14 protein-coding genes and 1 pseudogene are annotated in these 11112 nt (G+C 71.2%); 8 read left to right on the forward strand and 7 right to left on the reverse strand.

Annotation, left to right across the window (positions count from 1 at the left end):
* Positions 1–98: 98 nt before the first annotated feature.
* The gene (locus ABZY11_RS14645) at positions 99–257 is read left to right on the forward strand and encodes a hypothetical protein (protein WP_356479469.1); all 159 of its coding nucleotides are present in this window, start codon (positions 99–101) and stop codon (positions 255–257) included.
* Between the two features lie 9 nt (positions 258–266).
* Positions 267–440, forward strand: a complete 174-nt coding sequence (locus ABZY11_RS14650) for a hypothetical protein (RefSeq protein WP_356479470.1) — start codon at positions 267–269, stop codon at positions 438–440.
* A gap of 275 nt (positions 441–715) precedes the next feature.
* On the opposite strand, the gene ABZY11_RS14655 is transcribed toward ABZY11_RS14650, so the two are convergent.
* A complete protein-coding gene (locus ABZY11_RS14655; RefSeq protein ID WP_356479471.1) occupies positions 716–1033 on the reverse strand; it encodes a hypothetical protein in 318 nt (105 codons plus the stop codon).
* Positions 1034–1724: 691 nt separating this feature from the next.
* On the opposite strand from ABZY11_RS14655, the gene ABZY11_RS14660 reads away from it, so the two are divergent.
* Entirely contained in the window at positions 1725–2384 is a 660-nt protein-coding gene (locus ABZY11_RS14660; protein WP_356479483.1) for a hypothetical protein, read from the forward strand.
* Positions 2385–2586: 202 nt separating this feature from the next.
* Here the strand turns inward: ABZY11_RS14660 and ABZY11_RS14665 are convergent, their stop codons facing one another.
* The 3 genes from ABZY11_RS14665 to ABZY11_RS14675 form a co-directional block, all read right to left on the reverse strand.
* Positions 2587–2838 carry a LapA family protein gene (locus ABZY11_RS14665; protein WP_356479472.1) on the reverse strand — a complete coding sequence of 84 codons (252 nt, stop codon included), beginning with the start codon at positions 2836–2838 and terminating at the stop codon, positions 2587–2589.
* A gap of 130 nt (positions 2839–2968) precedes the next feature.
* Positions 2969–3238 carry a hypothetical protein gene (locus ABZY11_RS14670; protein WP_356479473.1) on the reverse strand — a complete coding sequence of 90 codons (270 nt, stop codon included), beginning with the start codon at positions 3236–3238 and terminating at the stop codon, positions 2969–2971.
* Between the two features lie 47 nt (positions 3239–3285).
* The gene (locus tag ABZY11_RS14675) at positions 3286–3903 is read right to left on the reverse strand and encodes an HAD family phosphatase (RefSeq protein WP_356479474.1); all 618 of its coding nucleotides are present in this window, start codon (positions 3901–3903) and stop codon (positions 3286–3288) included.
* Positions 3904–4163: 260 nt separating this feature from the next.
* On the opposite strand from ABZY11_RS14675, the gene ABZY11_RS14680 reads away from it, so the two are divergent.
* The 3 genes from ABZY11_RS14680 to lnt all read left to right on the forward strand — a co-directional run bounded on the left by ABZY11_RS14680 (position 4164) and on the right by lnt (position 7343).
* A complete protein-coding gene (locus ABZY11_RS14680) occupies positions 4164–5027 on the forward strand; it encodes a universal stress protein (protein WP_356479475.1) in 864 nt (287 codons plus the stop codon).
* 68 nt (positions 5028–5095) lie between these two features.
* The gene (locus tag ABZY11_RS14685) at positions 5096–5617 is read left to right on the forward strand and encodes a nuclear transport factor 2 family protein (RefSeq protein ID WP_356479476.1); all 522 of its coding nucleotides are present in this window, start codon (positions 5096–5098) and stop codon (positions 5615–5617) included.
* A 139-nt stretch (positions 5618–5756) separates the two neighbouring features.
* On the forward strand, positions 5757–7343 hold the full coding sequence (lnt, locus tag ABZY11_RS14690; RefSeq protein ID WP_356479484.1) for an apolipoprotein N-acyltransferase: 1587 nt from the start codon (positions 5757–5759) through the stop codon (positions 7341–7343).
* Between the two features lie 50 nt (positions 7344–7393).
* Here the strand turns inward: lnt and ABZY11_RS14695 are convergent, their stop codons facing one another.
* The 3 genes from ABZY11_RS14695 to ABZY11_RS14705 form a co-directional block, all read right to left on the reverse strand.
* Positions 7394–7741 (reverse strand): hypothetical protein, encoded by a 348-nt coding sequence (locus tag ABZY11_RS14695; RefSeq protein ID WP_356479477.1) that lies wholly within the window; start codon positions 7739–7741, stop codon positions 7394–7396.
* 122 nt (positions 7742–7863) lie between these two features.
* Positions 7864–8763 (reverse strand): Gfo/Idh/MocA family oxidoreductase, encoded by a 900-nt coding sequence (locus ABZY11_RS14700; protein ID WP_356479478.1) that lies wholly within the window; start codon positions 8761–8763, stop codon positions 7864–7866.
* A 13-nt stretch (positions 8764–8776) separates the two neighbouring features.
* A complete protein-coding gene (locus ABZY11_RS14705; protein ID WP_356479479.1) occupies positions 8777–9997 on the reverse strand; it encodes an FAD-dependent monooxygenase in 1221 nt (406 codons plus the stop codon).
* A 109-nt stretch (positions 9998–10106) separates the two neighbouring features.
* Between ABZY11_RS14705 and ABZY11_RS14710 the strand changes: the two genes are divergently transcribed.
* Both ABZY11_RS14710 and ABZY11_RS14715 read left to right on the forward strand, forming a co-directional pair.
* Positions 10107–10757, forward strand: coding sequence for a TetR family transcriptional regulator (locus ABZY11_RS14710; protein ID WP_356479480.1), 651 nt, complete (start codon positions 10107–10109; stop codon positions 10755–10757).
* Between the two features lie 75 nt (positions 10758–10832).
* Positions 10833–11112, forward strand: a pseudogene (locus ABZY11_RS14715) (hypothetical protein); the annotation flags it as partial.

Raw genomic sequence — 11112 nt, forward strand, 5'->3', positions numbered from 1 at the left:
TCGGACACACTCGCCATCGGGCTCATCTCCGAGGGCGTACACCTGGGCGTGCCTGCGCCGGCGATGCCCTACTTCAATCAGGTGCAGGGCGGCCGGCTGTGGCCCGCAGCATCGCCGACCTCCGCAGCCAACGTGTGGTCATCCTCGACGGGCCTGACGGGTACGAGTCGCACCCTCCGAAGCAGGGCAACCCGCAGGCCTGCTCCTGGCATCTCGCCCTCGACGCGGTCGGCACCATTGTCAGTCCCTCGCCGTAGCCTGTTCCCATGCCGATCACGCCTTCGCCCACCACCCCTGTGCGCTCCCCCGCCGCGGTGAACTCGGACATCCGCGCGCTGTGGGCGGCCGGCCCGCTGTCGCCGGAGGGCGAGGCGGAGTATCAGCGGCTGCTGGTGGAGTGGGAAGCTGCGGTCCGGGCGGATGTCGTCACAGCAGCGTGATGCACGTCCGCCCCGTCCGGGCGCTGTTCCGGGCGGGGCGGTCTCGTAACTGCGCCCAGCCACAAACTCGAATGCGATGAGTCCACGGTGCTGGGCCGGCATGACAACCGGCGCGGCCCGCCGTGACGGGGGTGACACGGCGGGCCACGGCCGGTGTGACAGGGGCGGCCGAAGCTCGCAGAGGCCCCAGGAGAGACTTAGAATCGAACGTATGCCCGATAGTTCGTCGCGCCTGGTCACGCTGCGCTTCCCCCAGAGAGTGCAGGAGTAGGCCGCTAACAGAACCGGTCGAAGGCTCGGTCGTAGCCGTCGCCGTAGCCGTCGGCGTAACCCCATGCCCAACGATTGTCCTGCTGTACGCTCCGCTGGAACAGGAACCCGGAACGGTCGCAATCGTCCCGCGCGTCCGCAAATCCGTTCCGGAAGCCCTGACGGTAGCCGTCCCGGTAGGAATCGTTGACAGCGTCGTGCACGGCTACTGCCTGCGCAGGTTTGGGGGCGGCCGACGCCTGTGAGGCGAGCGCCGGTGCGACTGCCAGGCTGCCGACGACCAGAGCTGAGCTGAGAACCGCGAACGCCTTGTTGGTGCGCATGGATTTCTCCTTGGGTCTGCGATTACAGGCGTGCCTTTTCAGGCTCCTACGGACATGGCCTCGGCGCGACCTCACTCCGGGCCACCTGGGCACTTCGGTCCGTGCTTGGAAAGGTGGCCCCGACATCAAACGGTGGGGGGTATGTCTGCCCGCCACATGAGCGTGTCGACGCCCCGTCACCGTGCGGGCGACGGGGCGCCTGTGCTGCATCGTCAGGTGTCGACGCCCGTCATGACGCCAGGGCCGGCGCCGACCGACGACCCGCACTGGACCGAATGGTGCGGCGGCCAGTCCCTCATGAGTGCCTTGCACAATCAGCTCGTGGATGAACGCGGCGGCCGACCAAATACGTAACCCGGTCGAAACTGCCTTGGCTGCCGCACTCGACCACGCCGCGGCGGTCGCCGAGGCCATCGACTCCGAGTCGGGCCAGCAGCAGCTACTGGCGGCGCTCAGTGTCGCTGAGACGATCGACGCAGCCGGCAGGGGTGCGCTGCGGTACGCGGCAGCGCTCGGGCTGGAGCCGGGGTTGCTCGGGCCCGCTCCGTCCAACAGGTACACGGGGCAGCCGATTGGCGTCCCTGCCGTGCCCCAGCCGATATCATCTCTCGCACACTATTCGATCACAAATCCGTCACTTCTGGAGCGCATGCCTCATCCGGCCGAAAGGCCCGGCTGCGGTCACTCCTCCATGAACCATCCTCGGGGGGACAACTTGAGCACCCGCACAGTCACTGCCGCGCTCGCTTGCTTGGCTGCCATCGCCCTGGTGGGCTGCGAGCCGGCCACCACGGCCCAGCAGCCCACCACTCCGCCGCCTTCCGTCGCCGCCTCGGCCAGTGCACTGCCGGAGAAGGACGACAAACCTGCCGAGCGCGCCACGGTCGCGAACTTCGTCGGCATGGGACTGCAGTCCGCACAGGACAAGGCGCAGGCCGACGGCTTCTATCTCCTGGCATCCCACGACAGTGCGGGACGCGACCGCATGCAGGCCTTCGACCGGAACTGGAAGGTCTGCTCCCAGAACTACGCGCCGGGGAAGAACATCCCGGTCGACACCAAACTCGACTTCGGCGCGGTGAAGCTTGAGGAGTCCTGCCCGTCCAAGGACGAGAAGGATCCTGCTCCGGCCGGGAACACCATGCCCAACTTTGTCGGAAAGTCCGTCAAGGTGGCGCGAGGAGCTCTCGATTCGGGCGCATCGATCACAGTCACTGATGCCGGCGAAGACCGCATGGTCCTGATGGAGAGCAACTGGAAGATCTGCACCCAGGACCCGAAGCCTGGAGCCGCGCTCAACGGACAACCTGTTGAATTCACTGCGGTCAAGTTCGAAGAGTCCTGCCCGTAGGTATCAGGAAAGCCCTTCCCGCCGCAGCGGGAGGGCGTTGGCACTCGGGATCGTCGTCGAGGGGCGGGGTGCCGGGTTCGAGGAACTGTCCGGCGTACCGCGGCACTGGCTGCTCTCCGGCGAGACCGAGATCCACGAGCGTCCCCATGTCCGCGTCACTGTCGTCGACGGCGGGCTGAGTGCGGCCGGCCCGGCCAACGGGTCAGCGCCTCGCGCGGCGACGGGACAGGTAACCGCCCAGTACCAGCCCGACGACCAGGGTCACGGCGAGTACGCCCCAGAGCGGCAGGGTGACGGTGGGGATCCACAGTTGGATGGCGACCGCCCCGGTGTTCACGGCGATGAACCAGATCGCAAGCCCCGCCAGCGCCACGATCCCGATGGTGCGGATGCGTACGTTCCGGCCCTTGACGGTCAGGGTCGGCGGGGCTTGCGGCCGGGCCTTCTGTGCCATGCGTCCAGTATCGAGCGGTTCAGGGGATTAGTCGCGATGGGCCGGATCCGTCGTGCGCCGGGGCGTGGAGTCGTCGGCAGTGCCCGGCCGCACCCGTACGCCCCGGGGCGACCCGGCCTGCTCCTACGGGTCAGGGTGTGTCGCCCCGCCAGTCCCAGCGGTCGGGGTCGCCGTCCCGCGGCCCGTACTCGGCTCTGCCGCCCGGGCCGAATCGCCCGATCTCGGTGTTCAGCGCCGCTCCCTCGCGCAGCGCCCTTGGCGTCCAGCCGGTCACGTCGAGAAGCAGGCCGTCCAGCGGGCCGCCCACCAGCTCCCGGTAGCTGTGACCCGGCCGGGGTCCCGGGTCGGGATCGTCATGGTCGGCGCCGTACACGCGCCGCTGCCGCATCAGCTCGTCCATGGGGGCAGGATCGCACCCGGCACTGACAATCGCAGGGGCGGAAAGCCTCATGGACCGAACCTGCGCACCAGGTGCGCCTCGATGCCCGCGACCGTCGCCGTGTTGTCGGTGAACAGGAGCCCCCGCATGCCGGCCGCCTCCGCGGCAATGACGTTCACCTCGACGTCGTCGACGAAGAGGCAGTCCGCGGGCCGCACCCGCAACCGGGCGCACGCCAGCTCGTAGGCCCCCGGTTCGGGCTTGCTGATGCCGGTCTCGTGCGAGTACACGATGTCGTCGACCAGATCGCCGAAGCCGTACAGCTGCTGCTCCCTCTCCCGGGCGCCGACAAAACTGTTGCTCAGGATGCCGAGCCGGCAACGGGTGCTGAGGCTCCGTACGTAGGCGATCAGGTCCTCGTTGGGGCTGCCGAGGTACTCGTCCCACAGATCGGCCATGAACGCCTCGGTCCGCGCCGCGTCCAGGCCGAGAACCGCCGCGACCCGTGCCCGGACCTCGGGCTCGGTGATCCTTCCGGTGCTCCCCGCCTCCCAGACGTCTCCCAGCCGCCGATTCATGGACCCCGCCGGCAGGCCGAGCCGCCGCTCCCACTCCTGGTCCCACCCCGTTGCCGGGGTCGTCTCCAGCACCCCGCCGATGTCGAACATGACGCAACGCGTTTCCATCCGGGCCTCTCCCTCTCCTTGGATCCGGGCGCCCACGCTGGGGCCTGCCCGGAGGGGAAGGTCAAGGACCGAGGCAGCGGGCCCCTGGGCGGCAACCGGACCGGACGCGCCGCCTCCGGCGTCAGCAACGCCGTCCGCCACGGCCGACCCGGGTGGGGTGCGTCCCGGATCTTCCAGGCAGATAGGGTCGAAAGTCCCTGCCGCGCGCTGTCCGCGTGTACCAGCCTGGGACATGCACCGCCGGAATCTGGAGGCACTTCATGACCAGCACCGACCATCCCGTGATCGCCGCAGTCGACGGCTCTCCGCACAGCCGCGAGGCACTCGACTGGGCCGCCCACGAAGCCGTACGGCGAGGGCTCGGGCTGACGATCGTGCATGCCCGGACGCCCGACCGGCGCGTCGACCAGCACACACTGCGGCGCGAGGCGGAGGAGCTGCTCGACCGGTCCGCCCGAAGGGTCACCGAGATCGCTCCGGAGCTGAGCCCGTCGACGCTGACCCCGCTGGACTTCCCTTCGGCGGCGCTCACCTCGCTCAGCCACAACGCCTCGCTGGTGGTCGTCGGCTCGCGCGGTCTGGGCGGCTTCCGGTCCCTGATGCTCGGCTCGAACAGCCTGGCCACCGCGTCGATGGCCGCGTGCCCCGTCGTCGTGGTCCACAGCGGACCGTCGGACGAGGACGCCGCGGAGGCGGCGGGAACACATCCCGACATCGTCGCGGGGGTGGCCGCCGACGAGAGCAGCGAAGCGGTTCTCGAGTTCGCCTTCGAAACCGCGGCCTCCCGGCCCGGTGCGCGACTGCGGATCGTGCACGGCTGGACGATGTTCTCCTCGATGCTCTCCGGCGGCCCCGTCTTCGACCGGGACGCGGCGGCGAACTCGGCCGAACGGACCCTCGCGGAACTCACCGCCGGGTGGCGGGAGAAGTTCCCGCAGGTCGAGGTCGTCCGGGAACCGGTCGGCGGCTCCGCCTCACGCACCCTGGTCACGGCATCGGCGACCGCGGCGCTGACCGTGATCGGGCGGCGCCGGGGCGGCGAGTCGCTCGGGCTCGGGCTCTCCCCCGTCGCGCAGACCACGCTCACCCACGCGCTCGGCCCGGTAGCCGTGGTGCCCTGCTGACGACAGCGCCACCCCGCCGTGCGTGCACGCCCCTTGGCCTCGCACGCCGGCGGGCAGACACTGACCCGATGACTCAGCGCGTGGATCTCGCGACCGTGATGGACCGGCTGTCCATCGATGCAGTGATCACCGGCTACGCGGTGGCGGTGGACGACGGCGAATGGGCGGACTACCGGGCCCTGTTCACCGCGGACGGCCGCGCCGACTACCGCGGCGCCGGTGGTGTCGAAGGGCCGGCGCCCGAGGTCGCCGAGTGGCTGGCGCAGACCATGCGGCTCTTCCCCGTACGTCAGCATCTGATCGTCAACCGCCGGCTCGAACTCCAGGACCTGGGCGGTTACCCGGGCGACCGCGCCGAGGTGCGGGCCGACTACCTGAACCCGATGCGGCTGGAGAGCACCGCGGACGGTGGGAGCGGCTCGGAGGCCGGCGACGCGGAGGTACGGGAGACCGCGCCGAACTTCGTCTCCGGCGGGCGGTACACGTTCACGCTGTCGCGCACGGACAGCGGCTGGCGGATCCGTACCGTGACCGTCCACGAGAAGTGGCGCGGCCCCGCAGGTCCCTTCCCCGTGTCCCCCGTGGGCTGAGCCGGTCCACCGGCGCTTCCGCTTCCCGGCGCCGGGAAAGAACTGCGGAGCGGAGCACCAGGGGGGAGACTGCTCATCAGACAGGACGAGGAGGCGCGGCATGCGGATTCCGGCCGGTCGGAGCGGACAGTGGGCACGGATGCTGCGGTCCGGCCGGTGGCGCGGCTGCCTCGCGCTGCTCGCGGGCGCGCTGCCCGCACTCGCGTTTCCCGCCCCTTCCCTGTGGTGGCTCGCCGGGGTCGGCCTGGTTCCGTGGCTGCTGCTGATCCGGTCCGCCGGTACGGGGCGCCGGGCCGCGCTGGACGGCTGGCTCGGCGGCATCGGCTACATGCTCGCGGTGCATCACTGGCTGATGCCCAGCCTCCATGTCTTCATCGTGATCCTTGCGGCCCTGCTCGGTCTGCTGTGGGCTCCGTGGGGGCTGCTGGTCTTCCGGATGCTGGGCGGGCCGGTGTCCGCAGCGGCTGTGATCCCCGCGCTCGTCGTCGTGCCCTGCGGCTGGCTGATGATCGAACTGGCCCGTTCCTGGGAGGCGCTCGGCGGTCCCTGGGGGCTGCTCGGCGCAAGCCAGTGGCAGGTGGCTCCCGCGCTCCGGGTGGCGTCCGTGGGCGGAGTGTGGCTGGTGAGCCTCGTGGTGGTGGCGGTGAACACCGCTGTCGCCCTGCTGTTCGTGACCGCGGCCGCCCGGGCGATGGCCGCGGTGGGCATCGTGGTGTGCGGTCTGGCCGTGGGAGCGATGGCGAGGTGGGCACCGCAGCCCGAGGAGTCGGGGGTGGCCAGGATCGCCGTCGTGCAGCCGGGGGTGGTTTCCGGGGCGCACAGCGCCGAGCGCCGGCTCGCCCTCAGTGAGCGGCTGACCGGCTCGCTGGCCGGGCGCGATCTCGATCTGGTGGTCTGGGGCGAGAGCAGTGTGGGGGTGGATCTCGCCCGGCGCCCGGACGTCACCGCCCGGATCGCCGCCCTCTCGCGCCGGGTGGGCACGGACGTGCTGGTCAATGTGGACGCCCGGCAGACCGACAGCTCGGGCCGGACGGGGATCTTCAAGTCGGCGGTGCTGGTGGGTCCGGACGGACTGACCGGGGACCGCTACGACAAGATGCGGCTGGTGCCGTTCGGCGAGTACATCCCGGCCCGGTCGGTGCTCGGCTGGGCCACGTCCATGGGCCGGGCGGCGGGCGAGGACCGGTTGCGGGGCACCCGGCAGGTGACGATGACGCTGCCCGGGACCGACGGCGGGAACGGCCTGCGTATCGGACCGCTGGTCTGCTTCGAGTCCGCGTTCCCCGATATGAGCCGTCGGCTCACCCGGGACGGTGCGCAGCTGCTGGTCACCCAGTCGTCCACCTCCTCGTTCCAGCACGGCTGGGCACCCTGGCAGCATGCCTCGCTCGGGGCGCTGCGGGCCGCCGAGAACGGCCGCCCGGTGGTGCATGCCACGCTCACCGGCGTCAGCGCGGTGTACGGCCCGCGGGGCGCACGGGTCGGTGCTCCGCTCGGTACGGACACGAGCGGGGCCGCCGTGTTCGACGTACCGCTGGCGACCGGCACCACGCTCTATGTGCGGCTGGGCGACTGGCCGGTGCAGGGGGCGGCGGCGGTGCTGGTCCTGTTCTGCGCCTCCGAAGCGGTCCGGTCACGCATGAGGCGTGGCCGGGTCGGGCCGGCCGGGGTGACGGGTGAGGCCGCTGCGGAGGCCGCCGAGCCGATCGTCCGCTCGGGGCCGTGAGCCGGGAGCGAGCGGCCGGACCGGACAGTGCGGGGCGGTACCGGCCAGGACTATCCGGGGCCGTTCACCGAGACGATGTTCCCCCGGGCGTCGACGGTGAGCGCGACCCGCTCGACCTTGTTGGTCACGGCCAGCGCCAGCCACACGGCGCCCCAGAGGAAGCAGGTGAACACCATCAGGATGGCGTGCAGCACATGGTTCAGCCGGTTTCCCCGGACCATGACGACCTGTGTCCGGGAGCGCGATTCCACCCGCCAGCCGTCGGCGATCCGCTGGTTGACCGCCCAGTCGAGGATCAGACCGCGCTGCATCGCGTCGGGCGGCCGCCCGTCGGCCGAGTAGTAACCCGGCGGCGGCTGGAGCGCTCCCCAGCCCTTTGGTTCGTCGTGAGGTCTCACGAGGTCACCTCCACGGGCCGGTGGTCCATCACCCCAGCCTGCATCGGGGCAGGGCCCGACGCATCCGGAAACCGCCGGGCCCGGCTGCCGCACAAGGGCGCAACGCCGCTGCCTGACAGCCCTCAGACGCAGTCCAGGTCGCGCAGGATGCGTTCGCACAGTTCGTGTGTCCGCAGGGCGTCCGCGGCGCTCAACACCTTTCCGGCGCGTACGGCGTCCAGGAACGACAGCACGCTCTGTTCGATACCGCGCTGACGGGCCACCGGCACCCAGTCGCCGCGCCGCCGTACGGTCGGCTGCCCCTTGTGATCGATCACTTCGGCGAGGTTGACGACCTCGCGCTTGGAGTCCTGGCCGGAGACCTCCAGCCGTTCCTCGGTCGAGCCGCTGAGCCGGTTCATCGTGCCGATGGCGGTGAACCCGTCACCGGACAGCTGCAGCGCGACATGGTGCATCAGGCCCTCGCGGATCCGGGCCTGTACGGCGGTGTGCTCGACCGGCCCCGGCACCAGGAAGCGGAGGGTGTCGACGACATGGATGAAGTCGTCGAGCACCATGGTGCGCGGGTCCTCCGGCATGCCCACCCGGTTCTTCTGCATGAGGATCAGCTCGCGCGGGTGCTCGGCGCACTGTGCGTAGCCGGGCGCGACCCTGCGGTTGAAGCCGACGGCGAGGCTGGTTCCGCGCTCCTCGGCGAGGCTCACCAGCCGCTGGGAATCGGCGAGTTCGTAGGCCAGTGGCTTGTCGACGTAGGTGGCGACGCCGGCCTCCAGCAGCCGGGCCACGATCTCCGGATGCACGGCGGTCGGAGCGTGGACGAACGCGGCGTCCAGCCCCTGGGCGATCAGCGATCCGAGGTCGGTGTGGCGCTGCCCGGCCGGAATCCGGTGGGCCTCGGCAACCGCGGCCAGGGTGGCGGGTGTACGGGTCTGCAGATGCAGTTCGACCCCGGGCAGGGTGGTCAGAACCGGCAGATATGCCTTCTGCGCGATGTCGCCGAGCCCGATGCAGCCGACCTTCACAGGGGTCTCCCTCTCACTGTTCGGTGCCCGCCGGCGCGGTGTCCACCTCGCGAGGGGCAGCATACGTGTGCTGCGGCGGCTGCCAGTCGGCTATCCCGTCGAAGGTGCGCAGGACGATGGTGGGCCCGAAGCGCGATACGGCGGAGAGCAGCGCGTCACGCATCGCGACGGCGGGTGCGCTGGTCAGCCGCATCAGGCGCGAAGTCGTCGCGGCCTTGCGGACGATGGCCGAAGTGCGGGGCAACCGGTCGGCGGTGTACCCCGCCGCCCCGGCGCCGAGGTCACCGCCCGGCGTCAGATGGTGGGCGAGCACGATCGCGTCCTCGACGGCCTGGTTGCCGCCCTGACCGAGGCTCGGCGCCATCGCGTGCGCACAGTCGCCGACGAGGACGGTGCGGCCCCGGTGGAAGGACGGCAGGGGATCGATCAGCTGGTGGACGTCGTTGCGGAGCACCTGTCCGGGATCGGCCGCGGCGATGATCGCCGGGATCGGGTCGTGCCAGCCGCCGAACCGGCGCATCAGCTCCGCCTTCTCGTCGTCGGCGGCATGGGCCCCGGCTGGGGCGACAGCGGCCCCGTAGGCGTAGATCCGGCCGTCCTTGAGCGGCTGGGTGCCCCAGAGTGCGCCGCGCCCCCAGGTCTCGTGCGGGGCGAAGGGCCGCTCGGGTGCGGGGACGACGATGCGCCAAGTGGTGAATCCGGCGTACGAGGGTCCGGGGTGGTCCGGGAAGAGCGTGCTTCGTACGGACGAGTTGATGCCGTCGGCGCCGACGACGAGGTCGGCCTCGATGCTCCCGGCCGCCGTCCCGACCACGGCGGGCGCACCGTCCGCCGTCCCCGGGTCCAGCAGCTCCGCGGCGGTGCCGGTCCGGACGGTGCCCTCGGGCAGCCGGGCCACGAGTCGGTCGACGAGGACGGCCCGGTGCAGCAGGACGATCGGGCCGCCGAACCGCTCGGCCGCGGCGGCGCTGTCCGTACGGGAGAGCCAGCGGCCGCCCGGGACCCGCATGCCACCTTCGCCCTGCCAGGCGGCGAGGGCCCTGATCTCGTCGCCCATGCCGATGACGTCCAGGGCGCGCTGGGAGTTGGGTGCGAGGGCGATCCCGGCCCCGACGGGTTCCAGGGAGGCCGCCCGCTCCAGGACGGTGACCCGCCAGCCGCAGCCGTGCAGGGCCACCGCCGCCGTGAGGCCGCCGATTCCACTGCCGATGACGACGGCATGGGGCTTGTCCATGATTCCTCCACGATTTCTCGGGATCCACGGAACTCCGGAGCTCCGTAACTACATCCGTAGTAACGGCTTCACCGTACTACGGATGTAGTTCCGGAGGTAGGTTGGCCCCATGGCCACACGCACCACCGGTACTTCCCGGGCCGATCTCATCGCCGATGCCGCCCTCGCACTCCTCGCCGAACGCGGGATGCGCGGGCTGACCCACCGCGCGGTGGACGAGCGCGCCGGACTCCCCCAGGGCTCGACGTCCAACCACGCGCGGACCCGGCAGGCCCTGCTGGAGGCGGCGGTACGACGGCTGGCGGTACGCGAGGCGCGCGTGCTCGCCCCCGGCGAACTCCCGGTTCCGGGCGCCACCCCGGAGAACGGCCCGGCCACCCCGGGGAACGCCCCGACCGCCGGGGCAGAGGCGCTGGTCGCCGGTCTCGCCCTGGCGCTGCACCGCTACCTCACCCGCCACCCCGAACTGCTGCTCTGCCGCTACGAGTTGGCCCTGGAGGCGACCCGGCGCCCGGAACTGCGGGAGTTCTACGACGCGACGGGCCGGCAGTTCCGCGAACCGCTGATGGCGCTGATGACGGCCGCCGGGTCGGCCGAGCCCGAACGGCATGCCCTGTCCCTGGTGGCCTGGTGCGAGGGCCTGATGTTCTCGTGCGCCGCGGGGTCGTACAACCGCTCCGTACCGAGCGAGGAGGAACTGCGGACCGGCTTCGCCGAACTGCTGAGCGGGATGCTGGGGCCACACTGGGCGCTGCGCTGACTGGGCGTCACTCTTGCGGGCCAATCCCGGCCTCCCGGCTCCGCGGAGCCGGGTCCGCACAGCAGAGTTGATCAGGTGCAACGAACCAGAATCACGGTGAGCCTCCTGGTGGGCATGGCCGTCACGACGCTGTCCGGCTGCGTTTCCGTACAGCCGCAACCCGACCTTCCGCCCCGGCCCCGAGCCAGTGGGCCCGCCCAGGACCTGGCACCGCAGATCGTGCTGCCACCCGTCCACGACTCCCTGGAAGACGTGCCGGCCCCCGAGCCGTCCGCGTCCCGCCCGGCGAACGGCGCACCGCCGGACGTCCGCCACCCCGCGCCTCACGCACCCCGGCAGCGGTACCCGGCCGCCA

This window comes from Streptomyces sp. NPDC006510 (assembly GCF_040611955.1).
Taxonomy (GTDB): Bacteria; Actinomycetota; Actinomycetes; order Streptomycetales; family Streptomycetaceae; genus Streptomyces.